Below are 17,862 nucleotides of genomic sequence, written 5' to 3'. Positions count from 1 at the left end.
CCACTTCAGTACCTGCCGTCGAGCAGCTGATCTGCGCTCCGAATTCTGGCGACTTCCGGCTCCGTAGGTTATTACCTCCGCCGTGCACGACTCCGTCATCCCCACGGTACGGCCGTTGTTTCGCGCCCTGGCCACGACTTTCGTCCCCGAGGCCGCTTCGCTGGACGAGCGCGGCTGGGCCGAGGCGGAGCAGATCGTCGCGGAGTTCCTCGCCGGGCGCCCGGCCGGCGTTCGCCGGCAGCTGACGCTCCTGCTCCGTCTGCTCGACTTCCTGCCCCTGCTCCGCTGGGGCCGGCGCTTCCGCTCGCTCGACGCCGCGCACCGCGAGCAGTTCCTCGCGGCGATGCAGGACGCGCCGCTGCTGCTCCTCAGGCGCGGCGTCTGGGGGGTGCGCACCCTCGCCTTCATGGCCTACTACGCGCGGCCGGCGGCCGCGGCCGCCATCGGCTACCGTGCCGACCCGCGCGGCTGGGAGGCGCCGGGGCGCGCGGCACCGGGCCCGGCGACGCCGCGGCGGGTGGCCGGCTCGTGATCCGGCGCGACTACGACGTGGTCGTGGTCGGCTCGGGGGCCGGCGGCGGGACGGTGGCCCAGGAGCTGGCGCCCCTGGTGAAGGACGGGGTGCGGGTGCTGGTGCTCGAGCAGGGGCCGCGCCTCGCCGACGCCGAGTTCACCGGCCGCGAGCTGGAGATGGCCGACGCACTCTACGAGGACGGCGGCGCCTTCCTCACGAGCGACGGCGCGATGACCCTCGCGTTCGGACGCGCGCTGGGCGGCTCCACCGTGGTCTACACCGGCACGTCGCTGGTCGCACCGGAGCGCGTCATCCGCGGCTGGGCCGTGCCGGGCCTCGAGCACGCCGACGTGGCGCGCCGGTCGGCGAAGTTCGCCGCCCAGAACGACGTCCACCTGCTGGAGCCCGACCTCATCAACGACAACAACCGCCTGTTCGTCGAGGGATGCCGGGCGGCCGGCCTCGCGGCCGAGCAGTTCCCGCTCAACGTGAAGGGCTGCAAGGGCTCGAGCCTGTGCAATCTCGGCTGCCCCAACGCGGCCAAGATGGGGACGGCCCGTGTCCAGCTGCCGGCCGCGCAGTCGGCAGGGGTGCAGATCGTGACCCGAGCCGAAGTCCTCAGCATCCGGGATCACGCACTGTCCGTCGTGGTGCGGGCCGGGCGGGAGGGCGAGAAGGGCGCGCCGTCGGAGTGGGAGCCCGGCCAGTACGAGGTGCGCGCCCGGGTGGTGGTCGTCGCCGGCGGCGCGGTGGGCTCCCCCGCCCTGCTGCTGCGCTCGGGCTTCGGGTCGCGGCTTCCCGCCCTCGGCGCCGGGTTCACCTGCCACCCGGCGCACATCCTGGTGGCGGAGCACGAGCGGCCGATCACCAACGACGTGGGCCATCCGAAGAGCTACTACCTGGACCGCGCGGCCGCCGAGGGATACGTGCTCGAGACCTGCATGTACTTCCCGTTCACGACCGCGAAGAACCTCACCGGCTTCGGGCCGGCGCACGGCGCGCTGATGCGCGCCTTCCCGCGCCTGCAGATGATCCTGGTGCTGGCGTGCGACAAGGCGGTCCCGGGGAACCGCGTGGGGGTCGACCGGGCGGGCAAGCCGGTGGTGCACTATCGCTTCACGCCGCAGACGGTGGAGGCCCTCGTCCGCGCCACCCGGACCTCGGCGAAGATCTTCTTCGCGGCCGGCGCCCTGCGGGTGCACGCACCTTCGGCCGACCCGCCGCTCATCGAGCGGCGCGACGCCGGGCGCGTGGACGCGCTCGTCGCCGCGCGGCACTTCCGCACCGGCAAGGTGTCGGTCTCGGCGGCGCACCTGATGGGCGGGTGCGCGATGGGGTCGGTCGGCGAGGTCGCCCGATCGGTGACCGACGCCTGGGGCCGCGTGCACGGCGTGCCGTGGCTCCGGGTGGCCGACGCGAGCCTGTTCCCCGACTCGCTCGAGATCAACCCCTACCTCACCATCATGGCGCTGGCCGATCGCGTGGCGGAGGGGATCCGCTCCGAGGCGCGCGACCTGCTCGGCGCCGGAGACGTCCGCTCGTGAAGCTGACCGGCGGCCAGATCGTCGTCCGCGCCCTCGAGGACGAGGGCGTCCCCTTCGCCTTCGGCATCCCGGGCACCCACAACATCGAGCTGTACGACGCGCTCGCCGCGGCGACGCGGGTGCGCCCGGTGCTCGTCACCGACGAGCAGAGCGCGAGCTTCATGGCCGACGCCGTGTGGCGCGCCTCGGGACGGCTCGCCTGCGCGAACGTGGTGCCGGGCGCGGGCCTCACCCACGCGATGAGCGGGATCGGCGAGGCGTACCTCGACTGCGCCGCGATGCTCGTGCTCGGCTGCGGGATCCGCCGCGACACCGGCCGGGCGTACCAGCTGCACGACGTGGATCAGGCCGCGATGGTGCGGCCGGTGACCAAGGCGCAGTTCCGGCCGATGGACGGCGAGGAGCTGTACGCCGTGATCCGGGAGGCCTGCCGCATCGCGCGCGAGGCGCCCGCCGGTCCGGTGTTCGTGGAAGTTCCGGCGAACCTGTACCTGTTCACGCACGACTGCTCGTTCGCGGTGCCCGCACACCCTACGCCCCACACCCCGCGCGCTGCCGAAGTCCAGCGTGCGGCCGACCTCCTCGCCGCCGCCAGGCATCCTCTCCTCTACCTCGGCCTCGGTGCCGCCTCCGCCGGCTCCGACCTCGTCGCCCTCGCCGAGCGGCTCGAGGCGCCGGTCGCCACGACCTTCCAGGGCAAGGGCGTCTTCCCGGAGTCGCACCCGCTCGTGCTGTGGCCCGGATTCGGCGACGCCGCGCCGCCGTTCGCGCGCCGGGCCGCCGACGGCTGCGACGCCACGCTCGCCATCGGCTGCCGGTTCGGCGAGGTCGCCACGGGGAGCTACGGCCTCGCGGTGCCGCGCCCGCTGATCCACGTGGACGCCGACCCGGGCGTGTTCGGCCGGAACTACCCGGCCGATGCCACCGTCACGGGCGACGCCGGCGCCGTGGTGCGGGCCCTGCTCGGCACGCTCGGCGCCAAGCCGAGGAACGACGCGCTGCGCGACCGGCTCCGCGAGGACCACGCCGGCCTCGCGCGGGAGCGCGCCGGCGCGGCGGACACCGGCCGGGTCTCGCCGTATCGCCTGCTCGGCGCCCTGCAGGAACGGTTCGGCCCCCGGACCGTCTTCACGGCCGACAGCGGCAACGGGACGTTTCTCGCGGTGGAGACGCTGCGCCTGGACGAGCCGGGCAAGTTCCTGGCGCCGATCGACTACTCGTGCATGGGCTACGCGGTGCCCGCGGCGATCGGGGCCAGGCTCGCCCGGCCCGATTGCCCCGTCGTGGCCCTCGCCGGCGACGGCGCCTTCCTGATGACCGGGCTCGAGCTGCTGACCGCCGCGCAGCTGGGCGCCGCGGTCGCGGTGTTCGTGCTGAACGACGGCGAGCTGGCGCAGATCGCACAGTTCCAGGACCTCGCGCTCGGCCGCAAGACGGCGAGCGTGCTCCCGGATCTCGACCTCGAGGCGCTGGCACGCGCGCTCGGCGTCGAGTTCACGCGCCTGGCGAGCGACGCCGAGATCCCCGGGGTCCTGGCGCACGTCGCCTCCGTCACCGCCGCCGGCCGCCCGGTGCTCGTGGACACCGCCATCGACTACTCGACCAGGACGTATTTCACCCGCGGCGTCGTGAAGACGACCTTCCTGCGGCTGCCGTGGAAGGACCGGCTGCGGTTCGTGGGGCGGGCGGTGCTGAGGAAAGTCGGTGGGTCGTAGGTTGTAGGTTGTGGGTTGCAGGCCGCGGACCTCTCTCACCCACCACCTGCCACCCATCAACACCCGTCTCGCCCGTCTAGAACCACACCCGCATCCCCAGCGTCGGCCCGTGGAACGGCGTCCCGACGCCGACGCGGGTCCAGCGGTATCCGGCCTGGAGCTCCACGCGGCCGATGAACACCGATCCGCGACCCATCAGGTCCACGAAGCCGGTGCCGAACGCGGGCCCACCCTGCCAGGTCAGGGCCGCGAACCGGGCGTCGGCGGCGACGCCGAGCGGCCGCCCCGGGAAGAGCTGCACGCCGAGGTCCAGCTCGGGTCCGGCCGCGCCGTGCAGGTTGTCGGTGACGACCGCCTGCACCGCGAGGCCCGCCTTGAAGTACCCGATGTCGCCCAACGGCCCCAGGCCGTCCACGGCGACGCGCCCGAGGTGCAGGTAGTCGGTCCCGTCCGGCATCGGCTCGCGGTAGAACGAATACTCCGCCGACAGCAGCGCCCAGGCGTAGGCGGCGTCGAAGGTGAACTGTCCGGCACGCAGCGTGGATCCGTCGTCCCGGAAGTAGGCCGCGCCGACGCTCGCGAACTCGCGGCCGGTGGTCACGTCGCGCAGCACGAAGGTCGAGACGTCCCGGGGCCGCGCGTACGGGTAGGCGAGATAGCCCTGGCTCGGCGGCTCCGGCGGCGGTGCCGCGCTGTCGGACGGCACGGTCTGCGTATGGGCCATCACGTGGAACAACCCGCGCACCAGGTGGAAGAGGAACCCGCCACCGCCATCGCCGTCGTCGTGGTCGTGGTGGCCCTCGCGGCCCTTCGTCGCGTTGCGGGCGGATTGCTCGACATCGTCGATCTTGCCCTTGTGCTCGTCCTGGGAGCGGAGCCGGCCGGGCAGCGCCAGGCTCACGAGGATCGCCAGCACGAGCGGGACGAGACCGGTCGGGACGAATCGTGGCGTCTTCATGCCCCATCGAACCGGCATTCACCGTGCCGAGCCGGTGGTCGGGCGTCAAGCAAGCGTCAACACCCGGCGGCTCAACACATTCTCGGCTCCCTGCCCCGAGCCCGCGCCGGCGCGCGTGTCCCTCTTCCGGGACACCCCGGCGTGCGCACCCGACACACGAGCGACGCGCGCGGCTCGCGCGACATTCGCTTGACAACCCGCGTGGGCCGCGGCGAAGCTACGCGCCACCCTTCCCCGGAGCCGCTGGATGGCCACCGCGCGCCAGGCCGCGCCGCTCGACCTCGCCGCCGCCCTGCTCACGGCGCTCGCCACGAGCGAGCGCATCACCCAGTACCTCCTCGAGAGCCTGCCCGCCGCCGCGTGGCGCGCGGAGCCGCCGGGCGGCGACGGCCGCACCGTGGCCGCGATCGTCGCCCACGTGCACAACGTGCGGCTGATGTGGCTGAAGGCGGCCGCGCCCGGCGGCAAGCTCCCCGCGCAGCTCGACCGGCTGAAGGTGACGAGCGACCAGGCGCGCAAGGCGCTGGCCACCAGCCACGCGGCCGTGGCGAAGCTGGTGGCGTCGTCGCTCGCGTCGGGCGGCAAGGTGAAGAACTTCCCGCCGGACGTCGCCGCGTTCGTGGCCTACCTGATCGCCCACGAGGCGCACCACCGCGGGCAGGTGTGCATGCTGACCCGGCAGCTGGGCCACCGGCTCCCCAACCAGGTCACCTTCGGGATGTGGGAGTGGAACGCGAGAAGAAAAGAAGCGGGGGTGGGGGACTGACGACCGGGGTTCGGGGCTGGGGTCTGGGGATTGGCGCCCCAAACCCCAACCCCCAATTCCCAAACCCTTACCCCAGTCTCTACCCCAGTCTCTCCAGCCTCTGCCTGATCCTCGGATTGTCCGGGAACTGCTTGACCAGACCCTGCAGCACCGCCCGCGCCGAGTCCTTCAGGCCGGCGGCGACGTACGCGTCGGCCCGCGCGAAGCCGACCCGCATCCTCAGGAAGGCCTGCGAGTCGGGCACCACGATCCGGTCGAGGGCCGCGAGGGCCGCGTGCGGGTCCTTGCGATCCTCCATCAGCGACTGCGCGGCCACCAGCTGCACCTCGACGTTCCCCGGATCGCGCCGCGCCAGCTCCGTGATGAGCGAGTCGGCCTGGGCGCCGCGGTGCGCGCCGCGGGCCAGCATCGCCTCCTCGAACAGGCCCGCCGTCAGGAGGCGGTGCACGTCCGCCGTGTCCCCGGTCCTGAGCCCCGGACCCCCCGCGTAGGCGTACACGAGGTCGCCGCCTCGGTCCGCGGCCTTGTAGACCGCCCCGACCGCGGCGAGGCAGGCCACGGCCGACGCGATCTCGGCGTAGCGGCGCCACCGCGCGCTCCGGACCAGGGCGAGCCCCACGATCTCCAATCCGGCCACGACGAGGAGCGCGTCACGGGCCCACTCCCCGGCGCCCTCGTGCGCCTGCACCGCCGCGCGCACGCCGGGGATGCGCTCGGGGCGGTCGTGCGCCTGGCGCCCCGACTCCGCCGCCAGGACGGCGGCACCGGCGGCGAGGATCAACAGCGTGGCCGCGGCCGGCCGGGTGAAGGCGAGGCTTCCGGTGAGCGACGTCCAGCGGAGGAGCGCGCCCACGATGGCGAGCGCGATCACGAAGTGGACGATCTCGGGATGGAAGGCCGCGATGTGGGGCATCGGTCGTTTCGTTCGGGAGAGGTCGTATGATCACCGGTCCGGTCGGGCGGAGCAAGCTTGACATCACCAACCTCGCCTGCCCAAGCTTGCGCATGCCCGTGAACGACACTTGGCACCGGGAGCACCCCATGCCAACCCGCGCGTCCCTGGCGCAGCGGGTGGCGTGGCACCAGGCGCACGCGACGCACTGCGGCTGCCGCCCGATTCCACCCGACATCATGATCGAGATCGACCGCCTGGAGCGCTCCAGGGGCAAGAAGACCTACCGGCCGCGGTGAGCGCTCCGGACCCGACGCGGTCCGCCGCGCCCGAGCGCGCGCCGTTCGCCGCGCGGACGGTGCTCGCGCTGGCCGGCGCGACCCTGCTGCTGCACCTGGTCACCAACCTCGTCACCGGGTACGGCATCCACCGCGACGAGTTCCTCTACTTCGCGATGGGCGATCACCTCCGGCTGTTCCGGATGGACTTCCCGCCGGGCATCGCCGTGCTGTCCGCCGCGTCCCGGTTCCTGCTCGGCGACTCGCTGGTCGCCCTGCGACTGGCGCCGGCCCTCGCCGCCACGGCCATCGTCGTGCTCGCGGCGCTGCTCGCCCGGGAGCTGGGCGGCGGTCGCTGGGCGCAGGGCTTCGCCGCGCTCGCGGTCGCGGGCAGCGTGTTCTTCCAGCGCGCCGGCAACCTGTTCCAGCCCGTGATCCTCGATGCGCTGTGGTGGACCGCGGGCTGCTACGCGCTGGCGCGGCTGTGCCGCGCCGAGGGGCCGGCGGGCCCGTGGTGGGGCCTGCTCGCGCTGGCCGGGGGCATCGGGCTGTTCACCAAGTTCAGCATCCTGTTCTTCGGGTTCGGCGTGCTGGTCGCGCTCCTGGCCACGCCGTGGCGGCGCACCCTGCTCACCCGCTGGCCCTGGCTGGTGCTGCTCGTCGCGCTGGCGCTCGGGAGCCCGAGCATCGTCGGCCAGATCGCGCTCGGCTGGCCGCTGGCGGGCCAGATGCGCACCCTGCAGCACGACCAGCTCGCGCACGTGTCGGTGGCCGGGTTCTTCCTCGTCCAGCTCATGTTCGGGCCGGCCATGCTGGTCGGCGCGTGCGGCCTGCTGGCGCTCCTTTTGGCGCCGGCGCTGCGGCCGTTCCGGCTGGTGGGGTGGACGTGCCTGTCGGTGTGGGTGGTGCTGATCGCGCTGCACGGCAAGGCCTACTACGTCGGCGCGACGTATCCGGTCCTGTTCGCCGCCGGCGCCGCCGCGCTCGAGCGGCTGCGCTCGCCGCGCCTCGGGGCGCATCTCCGCGGCTGGGCGGCCGGCCTCACCGCCGCGTACGGGGTGCTGGTCCTGCCGCTCGGCGTGCCGCTCCTGCCGCCCGCGGCGATGGAACGCTACGTTCACACCATCGGGGCCACCGAGGCGCTGCGCGACAACCAGGGACAGTACCTGCGGCTGCCGCAGGACTACGCGGACATGCTCGGCTGGCAGGACCGCGTGAGGGCGCTGGCCACGGCCTACGTCGCGCTCCCGCCGCTGGAGCGCGCGCAGGCGGTGATCATCGCCAACAACTTCGGCGAGGCGGGCGCCGCGGAGTTCTACGGGCCGAAGATCGGCCTGCCGCCGGTGGTGTGCGCGCAGGGGTCGTACTGGTTCTTCGGACCCGGCACGCGGCCCGGCGTCGTGGCGATCACCATCGGGGAGGGCCGCGAAGGCCTGCGACGGCTGTACGACTCCGTCGAGGTCGCGGGCCGCCTGACGAATCCGCTCACGGTGCGCGAGGAGCAGGTGCTGACGGTGTACGTGGCCCGGCGACCGAGGGAGACGCTGCAGGAGGTGTGGACGCGGGTGGCGGGGAGATACTGAAGGGTGAGAGGTGAGGGGTGAGAGGTGACTTCTCACAGTTTCAACGCAGATCAACCGCCTGCCTCACCACCAGCGCCCATCGCCCCGCCGTGACGACCGGCCCGAACCTCCCCGCCACCGCGATCTCCGTGACCTCTCCGCGCGTCGAGCGCGTGCTCCCCAGTCGCAGGGCGAGCCCAGCGTCGCCGGCGGCCCGAGGCCGCTCATCCGGGTACCACGCCCCGCCCCACTCGACGAACGGCGCGATCCCCAGGCCCACCAGGCCCAGGAAGTCGTTCGCCACGAGGAAGCGGTCCTCGGCGACCGCCCAGTAGCGCCGGGTTCCGGTGAAGGCGTGCGCCGGATAGGCCCGCGGCCCGTCCAGGTCGAGCCACAGATCGAACTCGGTGCCGGGCGCGATCCGCCGCGCCGCGCCGCCCTCCGCGTGCACCACCAGGGTCTGCCGCGGCAGCCGCTGCGTCGCCACCGTCATCGCGGCGTCGGCCCGCCCCGAGTCGAGGCCCGCCGCGCCGAGCACGCCGTCCGCATCGAGGTGCAGCCAGGCGAAGCCGTCCCGCCACGCGGTGCCCCACCGCGCGGCGACCGACGGCCCGACGCCGGCGCGGCCGGCGCGGTACCCGAATCCGGCCGGGGCCGCCCATGCGCCGACGAACAGGCGGCTCGAGACGTCCACGTCCTCGGGTCGGTCGTACTGGTCGAGGCTCCGTGCCACCACGAAGCGGCTGCGGCCCAGCTCGAGCCCGAGTCCGGCGGCGACGCTGAGCGAGTCGCCCGGCCGGCTCCCGCCGTAGCGCGCGAAGCTCTCGCGCCTGAGCTGCGCGAACGCGTCCAGGCGCACGTAGTCGTGATCGGTCGCCCGCAGCGCGACGCCGCCGGAGAGCGCGAGCCGCAGCGCCCGGCGCTCCAGGCTGTCGGCGAGGGCGCCGTCGCGGAAGCTGAGCACCCGGGTCGTCCCCGCCTCGCCGTTGGTGACCAGCGCCGCCGGCGCCGCCGTCTCGTAGAACGGGACGCCGTACGCCCAGTACGCCGCCCGGCCGTCGGACAGGTCGAGCAGCCACAGGTCGAGGCTCGCGCGCCGCAGCCCCAGGCCCGGCGAGTGCGTCAGCAGCTCCCACTCGCTGCGGTCGGGCGTCTTCTGGTACAGCGCCTGCACCGCGTTCGCCGTGCCCAGGGCGTTCTTCTCCACCACCCCGAGGTTCCAGGTCACCGAGCCCGCGGAGGAGGAGAACCCGCCCTGGGGCCGCGTGCTCCACCCGTCCGCCGTCGTGACCAGCAGGCCGAGCCGCCCGTCCACGCGGCCGGTGTCCAGCTCCACGTCGCGGAACACCCCGAGCCCCCGCAGCGCGCGGGCGCTCTCCACCGCCCGCGCGGAGTCGTAGCGGTCGCCCTGGTCGAGGAACAGCGTGCGGCGGATCACCCACGGCCGCGTCCTGACGTGCAGCGCGTCGCCCACGCGCGCCAGCAGGCCCGGGGCGTCGCCCAGCGGCTCGAAGATGTTGCGGTTCACGACAACGATGGTGTCGATGGTCTGCGCCGGCAGCCGGACCGCGAGGCCGCCCGCCAGCGCCGCGGCGGCCAGCAGCCGGCGGATCAAAGACCGGTCATGCCGGTCACCAGCAGACTGCGCGGCGCTCCTTCGTTCCGCTCCAGCACGTCCACGTACCGGGCCTGGAGCAGGTTGGAGACCTTGGCGAGGAAGACGACGCCCTTCACCCGCAGGCCGAGGCGGAGATCCACCAGGGTGATGTCGCCGCGGGGATCGAGCGGGTACAGGAGTACCTGCTCGAGCCGGCTGCGGTAGCGCACGTCCAGGCCGGCCAGTCCGCCCAGCAGGTCCACCGAGGCCGTGGCCGTGTGCCGGGAACGGTACGGCAGCGGCAGGCCGGTGGAGTCGTCGCGGGTGTCCAGGTACAGGTAGCTCAGGGTGAGGTCCACCCGCCGCGCGGCCACGCTCAGCTTCGCCGTCGCGTCCACGCCCCGCACCACCGCGCGCTCCACGTTCTGGAAGCTGAAGGCCAGGAGCTGCCCCGGCACCGCCGCCGGCCCGATGAGGTCGCGGTACCAGGACTGGAACGCCGCGCCGTCGAGCCACAGCCGGCCCAGGCTCGCCGTCCCGCCGATCTCCCCCGACCACGCGGTCTCGCCGTGGAGCGCCGGGTTCGGCAGCACCTGGACGCCCTGCTGGGCGGTCTTCACGAACTGCTCGATCGCGCTGGGCGCGCGATAGCCGCGGCCGAACGAGGCCCGCAGCGCGAGCGGCCCGTCGGGACTGAACGCGAGGCCGAGCTTCGGGTTCACCGTCTCCTCGGCCTTCCCGCCGTCCACGTGGTGGTAGTCGAACCGCAGGCCCGCGGTGGCGTGGAGCGAGGAGGCCAGCGCCCACTGCTCCTGGGCGTACGGCGCGCCGTCGGTGGTCCACTTCTTCCCGTAGTACGAGGAGCTGAGCGCCGTGCCGGCCACGTCGAGGCCGACCGTCACCGCGTGCTCCGAGCCCGGATTGAAGGTCAACAGCGTGTTGACGCCGGAGCGCGCGGCGTTGTGCCAGTTGTTGCTGTCGTGCATGTGGTCGCGCACCGCCGTGTACGTCAGCGACGGCTCGATCTGCAGCATCGCCTGGCTTCCGGCCAGCGCCGCGTACCGGCCGCCCACCAGCACGTGCACGTTGTGGTTCCAGTCGCCGAGCGCGGAATCGGGGACCTGGTAGGGCTGCGCGGGCGACAGCCAGCTGCTGAACTGCCCCGCGTCCAGGTCCGACAGCACGAGGTAGCCGTCCCAGGGGTGGGTGCTGCCCGGCATCGACGCGACCTTGGCCCGGAGCAGCCACCGGGTGAACTCGCCGTTCTGGTGGAAGCCGTCGGACTGCTCCGCCCCCAGCGCCAGCCGGACCCCCACCGCGCCGACCTGCCGCGAGTGCTGGACGTCCAGCCCGTAGTAGTCCGGCCGGGCGGCACCGTAGCGGAACGCGCTGGGCAGGTCGTACAGGCCGTAATGCACCTTCAGCGCGCTCGCGGGCCGTCCGTCGATCGGGGTGGTGATGAGGTTCACCACGCCGCCCATGGCCGAGCTGCCGTACAGGGCCGACTGGCTGCCCTTGACCACCTCGACCCGGTCGAGGTCGAGGATGGGCAGCGCCTCGTAGTCGATCTCCCCGCCGTCGCCGGTGAGGACCGGGTGGCCGTCGAGCAGCATCAGGACGCGGCTGCCGACGCCCTCCGACACGCCCGACGCCCCGCGCAGATCCACCTCGCCGTGGTTCATGTCGACGCCGGGGACGAACGGCAGCGCGTCCTGCACCTCGACCGCGCTGTGCGCGAAGATGTCGGTCCGGTCCTGGATGGCGACGCTCACCGGCGACTCGCCCAGCTTCTGGGCGCTGCCCGTGGCGGTGACGTTGATCCCGGAGAGCTGCAGGGCCACGGCGTCGAGGGCCACCCGCAGCTGGAGGGTGTCGCCCGCCGCCACCACGACGTCGGCCAGGACCGCGGGGGCGTAGCCCAGGGACAGCACCCGCAGGGTGTAGCGGCCGGGGGCGACGCTGGCCAGCGCGAACGCGCCCTGCTCGTCGGTCGTCGTGGCGAGCGGGGTGCCCAGCAGCAGCACGTGCGCGCCCGCGATCACGCTGTCGCTCCCGCGGTCGGTCACGACGCCGTGGATGTCGCCCGGCGCCGGCGGCTGCTGCGCCGCCAGGCGCGGCGCCGCCGCCGCGAGTGCCGCGAATACGGCCGCGAGGACGGCGTGGCGTGCGGCCATCAGGCTACGACGTCTTGGTCCAGACCACCGTGGCCGACTGGCCGCCGACGCTGCCCAGGAGCGTGAGCGTCGTGCCGACCAGGGAGAAGGTGCCGACGAACTGCTCGTTCCCGATCACCGAGTTCTCGCTGATGCACGACGTCCCCGTGATGGCGTAGGTGCCGCTGTCGTCCTGGGTCAGGAGCCCCGCGAGGTTGGCCCCGTAGGTGGCGGCGTGGAGCCGCAACGCTCCCGTCTCCGCCGGCGGCGTGAGGGCGGCGGCCGCGCCGAGCTGGAAGGACTGCAGCGCATACGTGCCCGCCAGCGACGGCGGCGTGCCGCTGCCGCAGCCGGACTCGCTGGTGGACTTGCAGGCGAACACGAACGCGCCGGCCGAGACGGCGGCGGCAGCCAACCAGACCTTCACACGCATCGTGCCTCCTCGAGCGAAAGGAACGTGGACCCGAACGGCAGGGGGCCGGCCAAGCACACCCGCCGGGCCCGGCGGCCGCCACGACGGTGCCGCCCGACGCCGGCTAGTTCTTGATCCAGACCCAGTCGACCACGTGGGTGCCGTCGTTGCCGTTCTCGCGGAGCGTCGTGACGTTCGACACCGTGGTCACCCGGATCGAGCCGCTGAAGTGCGTGGTGTCGATGCTGGACGTGAGGATGACGCAGGTCGCGCCCACGAACTGGTACGACCCCGTCTCGAAGACCGACTGGGTCGGCGGCGTGCCCGTCGACAGGGTCATGCTGTACTGGTAGGTGGACGCGGTCATCTGCAGCAGGCCGCTGGACTGCGGCGAGGACCACGTCTGCGACCCGAGGGTGTAGGTGGACAGCAGGTAGCTGCCCGACAGGTCGGGAGGGGTGCCCTTGCCGCAGTTGTTGCCGTTGGTCGGCGTGGAGCTGCATGCCGCGATCCCGAGCGCCACCGCGCTCAGAGCGGCTGCGGCCAGGGTGTACATGGAGCGCATCGCGCCTCCGGAGTGACGGACCGCCAGGCGACCAGGATGGTCACACCATCCAACGATATGCGTCGCGGGCGGGCTCCGCCACGCCCCCGGCGCCCTGGCCGCGCCGCCCGGCGCCCGCTAAGCTACGAGGTTCCCACCCGCCACCGGAGCACCCATGGCGATGGTCGACCTGCTGATTCCCGAGTTCGACGAGGAGATGGCCGCCACGCGGCGCATGCTCGAGCGCGTGCCCGACGGCCAGGCGTCCTGGCAGCCGCACGCCAAGTCCATGACGCTCGGCCGCCTGGCCACCCACATCGCGGAGGTCCCGGGCTGGGTCACGCGCTCGCTCCGCACGGACGAGCACGACTTCGCGCCTCCCGGCGGGCCGCCGTTCCAGCCGCGCGCGCTGGGCAGCACGGCCGAGATCCTCCAGCTGTTCGACCAGAACGTGGCGGAGGCGCGCCGGGCGCTGGCGGCGGCGCCGGACGCCGAGTTCGCCAGACCGTGGACCTTCAAGCGCGGAGGGCAGGTCATCTGGACCCGCCCGAAGCACGACGTGTTCCGCCGCATGGCCATGAGCCACATGGTGCACCACCGCGCGCAGCTCGGCGTCTACCTCCGCCTCCGGGAGGTCGCCATCCCGGGCATGTACGGCCCCTCGGCGGACGAGCAGCCGCCGCGACGCTGAGCGCGGCGCGGCCACCGGCGATCCTGAACGGAGCGAACGGCACGATGGAGACGCGGAAGCTCGGGAGTCAGGGGCTGACGGTGTCGGCCCTGGGGCTCGGCTGCATGGGGATGTCGGAGTTCTACGCCGGCCGCGACGACGCCGAGTCGGTCGCCACCATCCACCGCGCGATCGAGCTGGGCTGCACCTACCTCGACACGGCCGACGTCTACGGCCCGTGGACCAACGAGGAGCTGGTGGGGCGCGCGATCAGGGGCCGCCGCGACCAGGTGGTGCTGGCCACCAAGTTCGGGAACCTGCGGGGGCCCGACAAATCGTGGGCCGGGGTGAACGGCCGGCCCGAGTACGTGAAGCAGGCGTGCGACGCCTCGCTGCGGCGGCTCGGCGTGGACTACGTGGATCTCTACCAGCAGCACCGCGTGGACCGCACCGTCCCGATCGAGGACACGGTCGGCGCGATGGCCGGCCTGGTCGCCGCCGGCAAGGTGCGCTATCTCGGGCTCTCGGAAGCCTCGGCGGCGACGATCCGCCGTGCGCATCGCACCCACCCGATCACGTCGGTCCAGACCGAGTACTCGCTGTGGAGCCGCGACCCGGAGGCCGAGATCCTCCCGACCTGCCGCGAGCTGGGGATCGGCTTCGTCGCGTACAGCCCGCTGGGCCGGGGCTTCCTGACCGGGCGGTTCCGCGCCGCGGCCGACCTCGCCGCCGACGACTACCGCCGCGTCCACCCCCGCTTCCAGAGCGGGAACCTGGAGAAGAACCAGGAGCTGGTGCGCCGCGTCGAGGCGCTCGCGGCCGCGAAGCGGTGCACGCCCAGCCAGCTCGCGCTGGCCTGGCTGCTGGCCAAGGGCCCGGACATCGTCCCGATCCCCGGCACCAAGCGGCGGACGTACCTCGAGGAGAACCTGGGCGCCGTGCAGGTCGCGCTCGGCGCCGCGGACGTCGCCCGCATCGAGACGGCGCTGCCGGCGGATCTCGCCGCCGGCCCGCGCTACAACGATCAGGCGATGCGCTCGATCAACGGCTGAGGCCGCCGGGGCCGGCGGCTAGGAGCCCGCGGACGGGGCCCCCGCGGCCGGCAGGCCGACCGTGAAGACGGTGCGCCCCGGCCGCGACTCCACCTCGATGGTCCCGTTGTTCCGGCTCACCAGCCGGCGCACGATGTCGAGCCCCAGGCCCGTGCCCTCGCCGACCGGCTTGGTGGTGAAGAACGGATCGAAGATGCTCCCGCGAATGGACTCCGGAATGCCGGGGCCGTCGTCGGCGACCCGCACCACCACCCTCCCGGCTTCCCGCTTCACGCTCACGTCCAGCCGGCCCCCCGGGTTCACGGCGTCGAGCGCGTTGTCGATCAGGTTCACCCACACCTGGTTCAGCTCGCCGCCGTAGCCTTCCACCCGGGGCAGATCCGGCTCGACCGCGACCTCGACGGTCGCGGACTTCCGCTTGACCTTGCTGCGCAGCACCGTGAGGGTGTCCGCCAGGCCCCGCTCGACGTCGATCGGCTGGGCGACCGTCTCGCGGTCCATCTGGGTGAAGCCCTTCACCGCCGCGACGATCTCGTGGATGCGCGAGGCGGCCGCTTCGATCTCCCGCGCCAGGGTGCGGGCCGCGCAGCCATAGGCCACCCAGCGCAGCGCCCCGTCGAGGAGCGGGCCGTCCAGCGACCGCGCCAGCTCGTCGAGCGCCGGGATCGTGACCGCCGTGTCGGCGAGCGGGCCGGCCACCGCGCCGTCGGCGCCGTGGGACTGCACCCAGTCGGCGATCGCGTCCGCGCGGTCGGCCTCCTCGATCGGCGAATGGGCCCCGGACCGGCGCCGGGCCAGACACGCGTCGCGCACCGCTTCCACCGCCGCTCGCTGCGCCGGGGTGAGGCCGGCCGCGCCCAGCGCCCGCGACGCGGCGTCGGACGCGCTCAAACCCTCGGACAGCGACTTCGCCGCGCGGATCACCGCGGAGGCGGGGTTGTTCAGCTCGTGCGCCAGGCCCGCCGCCAGCTTTCCCAGCGACTTCATCTTCTCGTCGTGCAGGTCGCTGCTGGTGAAGTGGCGCGCGCGGTCGAGCATCACGTGCACCAGCGCCGCGGTGACCTCGGGGCACTCCCGCATCATCTCGGGGAAGTGCTCCCGGTAGACGGTGAGCACCTCCGAGCGCTCCTCGAAGATCACGTCGCCCGGACTGGCCTTCATGCGGGAGTAGGGCAGCAGGCCCGACACGTCGCCGCCGCGCCACTCCATCACCTTGTGCCGCCCTTCCCCGCGGTCCACGTAGATCGCGAGGTGCCCGGAGAGGATGGCGTGCACCCCTTCCACCGCGCGGTAGACCGTCCCGTCCGCCTCCCCAGCCGCGACGAATCGCGCGCTCTTCTCGAACCGCCGCACGATCCCGTGCGCGGCCAGCCAGGCCAGCTCCTGCTCCGGGACGCCCCCGAGGGTGCGGTGCGCCTTGAGGCGCCGCACGATCTCGGCGGGCGGGACGTCCACCCGCTCGAACGGCCCGCTGCCCGGCCGGCTCACACCGTCTCCAGGTACTTGTGCACCATGCCGACGGCGGAGGAGCCCTCTCCCACGGCCGCCGCCACGCGCTTGCTCGAGCCATGGCGCACGTCGCCCGCGGCGAAGACGCCCGGCAAACTGGTCTCGAGCAGGAACGGGTCGCGCTCGAGCGGCCACGACGGCGGCCGCTTGCCGTCGGTCACGAGGTCGGGGCCGGTGAGGATGAAGCCGCCGGGATCGCGCTCCAGCAGGCCGGCCGCGAGGTCGGAGCGCGGGGTCGAGCCGATGAAGATGAACATCGCCGCCGCCTCGAGCCGGCGCGCGGCGCGCGCGGACCCGGTGACGACGTCGGCCGCCTCGAGCCGGTCCGTCCCGTGGACCGCCGTGACCTCGCACTCGGGGAGCACCTCGATGATGGGCGTGTCGGCGATCCGGTCCTGCAGGTACTGGGACATGCCCGCGGCGAGCGAGGCGCCCCGGATGAGCATCGTAACCTTGCGGGCGTGGCGGGCGAAGCTCAGCGCCGCCTGGCCCGCCGAGTTCGCGCCCCCGACGACCAGGACGTCCTGGCCGCGGACCGACCCCGCCTCGGTCAGCGCGGCGCCGTAGAACACGCCGGCGCCGGTCAGCGCCTCGATCCCCGGCACCTCGAGGCGGCGCACCTGCATCCCGCAGGAGAGGAGCAGCGCGTAGCAGGCCAGCTCGCCGCCGTCGTCCAGGGTCGCGACGCGGTACGGCCCGTCGACGCGGAGCTTCGTCACCTCGCGCGCCGTCAGCACCTCGGCGCCGAACCGCTTGGCCTGCGCCGTCGCGCGCCGGGCCAGGTCCGCCCCCGACAGCCCGCTCGGGAAGCCGAGGTAGTTCTCGATCGCCGCACTGGTGCCGGCCTGGCCACCGGGCGTCTCGCGCTCGATCAGCACCGTCCTGAGACCCTCCGACCCGCCGTAGACCGCCGCCGCCAGCCCGGTCGGGCCGCCGCCGACGATCAGCAGATCGTAGAACGGGCGGCTCGCGGTGGTCGCGAAGCCCACCTTCTCGGCGAGGGCCCGCGTGCTCGGCTCCACCAGCGCCGCGCCGTCGGGGAAGAAGACCACCGGCAGGCGCTTGAGGCCGGGGCTCAGCGCCTCCACCTGCGCGCGCGCGGCGGCGTCGCGCTCCACGTCGATCCACTGGTACGGCGTCTGGCTGCGGGACAGGAAGTCCTTCACCTCGTGACTCCTGGGCGACCACAGCGAGCCCGCCACCCGGATGCCCTCGAACGGCGGCCGGAACGACGCGAACCAGTCGTCGAGCAGGTCGTCCAGGACCGGGTAGAGTCGCTCGGCCGGGGGGTCCCACGGCTTCATGAGGTAGTGGTCGAGCTGGACCTGGTTGATGCCGGCGATCGCGACGTCGGTGTCCGCGTACGCCGTCAGCAGCACCTTGCGGGCGTCCGGGTAGAGTCGCCGCGCCTCGATCAGGAACTCGGTGCCGCTCATCTGCGGCATGCGCGCATCCACCAGGAACAGCGCGACGGCGGCGTTGCGCTGCTTGAGCTGGCGGACGGCGTCCAGCGCCTGGGCGCCGGAGCCGGCCTTCAGGATCCGGTACCGGCCCGCGTAGTGGCTGCGCAGGTCGCGCTCGACCGCGTTCAGCACCTCCGGCTCGTCGTCCACCGCGAGGATGGCCGGCTTGGTCATCGCGCGTCCACTCGCACGGCGGTCACGCCGGGGCGAAGCGGCCGCACCGGGCGCGGCAC

General features: G+C 73.5%; 16 protein-coding genes. 8 read left to right on the top strand and 8 right to left on the bottom strand.

From position 1 onward, the window contains the following. Positions 1 to 82: 82 nt before the first annotated feature. Genes VMF70_09540 through VMF70_09530 form a run of 3 tightly spaced genes read left to right on the top strand, consistent with a single transcriptional unit; the run spans position 83 to position 3,773 of the window. Positions 83 to 532: a hypothetical protein gene (locus tag VMF70_09540; GenBank protein HTT68261.1), complete on the top strand. Its 450-nt coding sequence runs from the start codon at positions 83 to 85 to the stop codon at positions 530 to 532. Further along, on the top strand, positions 529 to 2,058 hold the full coding sequence (locus tag VMF70_09535) for a GMC family oxidoreductase N-terminal domain-containing protein (protein ID HTT68260.1): 1,530 nt from the start codon (positions 529 to 531) through the stop codon (positions 2,056 to 2,058). The genes VMF70_09540 and VMF70_09535 overlap by 4 nt, the downstream gene beginning before the upstream one ends. Beyond that, complete coding sequence (locus VMF70_09530; protein ID HTT68259.1) at positions 2,055 to 3,773, top strand: thiamine pyrophosphate-binding protein; 1,719 nt, start codon at positions 2,055 to 2,057, stop codon at positions 3,771 to 3,773. The genes VMF70_09535 and VMF70_09530 overlap by 4 nt, the downstream gene beginning before the upstream one ends. A 76-nt stretch (positions 3,774 to 3,849) precedes the next feature. On the opposite strand, the gene VMF70_09525 is transcribed toward VMF70_09530, so the two are convergent. Continuing rightward, positions 3,850 to 4,731 carry a hypothetical protein gene (locus tag VMF70_09525; GenBank protein ID HTT68258.1) on the bottom strand — a complete coding sequence of 294 codons (882 nt, stop codon included), beginning with the start codon at positions 4,729 to 4,731 and terminating at the stop codon, positions 3,850 to 3,852. A gap of 247 nt (positions 4,732 to 4,978) precedes the next feature. Between VMF70_09525 and VMF70_09520 the strand changes: the two genes are divergently transcribed. Further along, the gene (locus tag VMF70_09520; protein HTT68257.1) at positions 4,979 to 5,497 is read left to right on the top strand and encodes a DinB family protein; all 519 of its coding nucleotides are present in this window, start codon (positions 4,979 to 4,981) and stop codon (positions 5,495 to 5,497) included. 79 nt (positions 5,498 to 5,576) lie between these two features. On the opposite strand, the gene VMF70_09515 is transcribed toward VMF70_09520, so the two are convergent. Continuing rightward, entirely contained in the window at positions 5,577 to 6,410 is an 834-nt protein-coding gene (locus tag VMF70_09515) for a tetratricopeptide repeat protein (GenBank protein ID HTT68256.1), read from the bottom strand. 128 nt (positions 6,411 to 6,538) lie between these two features. Between VMF70_09515 and VMF70_09510 the strand changes: the two genes are divergently transcribed. Further along, complete coding sequence (locus VMF70_09510; protein HTT68255.1) at positions 6,539 to 6,688, top strand: hypothetical protein; 150 nt, start codon at positions 6,539 to 6,541, stop codon at positions 6,686 to 6,688. Then, positions 6,685 to 8,250, top strand: a complete 1,566-nt coding sequence (locus tag VMF70_09505; protein HTT68254.1) for a glycosyltransferase family 39 protein — start codon at positions 6,685 to 6,687, stop codon at positions 8,248 to 8,250. Before VMF70_09510 ends, VMF70_09505 begins: the two co-directional genes overlap by 4 nt. Before the next feature lie 40 nt (positions 8,251 to 8,290). On the opposite strand, the gene VMF70_09500 is transcribed toward VMF70_09505, so the two are convergent. From VMF70_09500 to VMF70_09485, 4 genes are all read right to left on the bottom strand, one after another. Next, a complete protein-coding gene (locus VMF70_09500; GenBank protein ID HTT68253.1) occupies positions 8,291 to 9,844 on the bottom strand; it encodes a hypothetical protein in 1,554 nt (517 codons plus the stop codon). Continuing rightward, positions 9,841 to 12,000 carry a TonB-dependent receptor gene (locus tag VMF70_09495; GenBank protein ID HTT68252.1) on the bottom strand — a complete coding sequence of 720 codons (2,160 nt, stop codon included), beginning with the start codon at positions 11,998 to 12,000 and terminating at the stop codon, positions 9,841 to 9,843. Before VMF70_09495 ends, VMF70_09500 begins: the two co-directional genes overlap by 4 nt. Before the next feature lie 4 nt (positions 12,001 to 12,004). Then, complete coding sequence (locus VMF70_09490; GenBank protein HTT68251.1) at positions 12,005 to 12,412, bottom strand: hypothetical protein; 408 nt, start codon at positions 12,410 to 12,412, stop codon at positions 12,005 to 12,007. Positions 12,413 to 12,515: 103 nt separating this feature from the next. After that, a complete protein-coding gene (locus VMF70_09485; GenBank protein HTT68250.1) occupies positions 12,516 to 12,956 on the bottom strand; it encodes a hypothetical protein in 441 nt (146 codons plus the stop codon). A gap of 154 nt (positions 12,957 to 13,110) precedes the next feature. Between VMF70_09485 and VMF70_09480 the strand changes: the two genes are divergently transcribed. Next, positions 13,111 to 13,626 carry a DinB family protein gene (locus tag VMF70_09480; GenBank protein HTT68249.1) on the top strand — a complete coding sequence of 172 codons (516 nt, stop codon included), beginning with the start codon at positions 13,111 to 13,113 and terminating at the stop codon, positions 13,624 to 13,626. 44 nt (positions 13,627 to 13,670) lie between these two features. Continuing rightward, entirely contained in the window at positions 13,671 to 14,657 is a 987-nt protein-coding gene (locus VMF70_09475) for an aldo/keto reductase (protein ID HTT68248.1), read from the top strand. An 18-nt stretch (positions 14,658 to 14,675) separates the two neighbouring features. On the opposite strand, the gene VMF70_09470 is transcribed toward VMF70_09475, so the two are convergent. After that, positions 14,676 to 16,145, bottom strand: coding sequence for an ATP-binding protein (locus VMF70_09470; GenBank protein ID HTT68247.1), 1,470 nt, complete (start codon positions 16,143 to 16,145; stop codon positions 14,676 to 14,678). Then, entirely contained in the window at positions 16,142 to 17,803 is a 1,662-nt protein-coding gene (locus tag VMF70_09465) for an FAD-dependent oxidoreductase (GenBank protein ID HTT68246.1), read from the bottom strand. The genes VMF70_09470 and VMF70_09465 overlap by 4 nt, the downstream gene beginning before the upstream one ends. Between the last annotated feature and the right edge of the window lie 59 nt (positions 17,804 to 17,862).

This window comes from Gemmatimonadales bacterium (assembly GCA_035502185.1).
Classification (GTDB): Bacteria; Gemmatimonadota; Gemmatimonadetes; order Gemmatimonadales; family JACORV01; genus Fen-1245.
This window is presented reverse-complemented; position numbering and strand designations above follow the sequence as displayed.

What these genes read in the sequence shown, in the direction of transcription:
- VMF70_09525 (HTT68258.1), bottom strand. Translation starts at nt 4,731, where the DNA reads ATGAAGACGCCACGATTCGTCCCGACCGGTCTCGTCCCGCTCGTGCTG.
- VMF70_09520 (HTT68257.1), top strand. Translation starts at nt 4,979, where the DNA reads ATGGCCACCGCGCGCCAGGCCGCGCCGCTCGACCTCGCCGCCGCCCTG.
- VMF70_09515 (HTT68256.1), bottom strand. Translation starts at nt 6,410, where the DNA reads ATGCCCCACATCGCGGCCTTCCATCCCGAGATCGTCCACTTCGTGATC.
- VMF70_09510 (HTT68255.1), top strand. Translation starts at nt 6,539, where the DNA reads ATGCCAACCCGCGCGTCCCTGGCGCAGCGGGTGGCGTGGCACCAGGCG.
- VMF70_09495 (HTT68252.1), bottom strand. Translation starts at nt 12,000, where the DNA reads ATGGCCGCACGCCACGCCGTCCTCGCGGCCGTATTCGCGGCACTCGCG.
- VMF70_09490 (HTT68251.1), bottom strand. Translation starts at nt 12,412, where the DNA reads ATGCGTGTGAAGGTCTGGTTGGCTGCCGCCGCCGTCTCGGCCGGCGCG.
- VMF70_09485 (HTT68250.1), bottom strand. Translation starts at nt 12,956, where the DNA reads ATGCGCTCCATGTACACCCTGGCCGCAGCCGCTCTGAGCGCGGTGGCG.
- VMF70_09480 (HTT68249.1), top strand. Translation starts at nt 13,111, where the DNA reads ATGGCGATGGTCGACCTGCTGATTCCCGAGTTCGACGAGGAGATGGCC.
- VMF70_09475 (HTT68248.1), top strand. Translation starts at nt 13,671, where the DNA reads ATGGAGACGCGGAAGCTCGGGAGTCAGGGGCTGACGGTGTCGGCCCTG.
- VMF70_09465 (HTT68246.1), bottom strand. Translation starts at nt 17,803, where the DNA reads ATGACCAAGCCGGCCATCCTCGCGGTGGACGACGAGCCGGAGGTGCTG.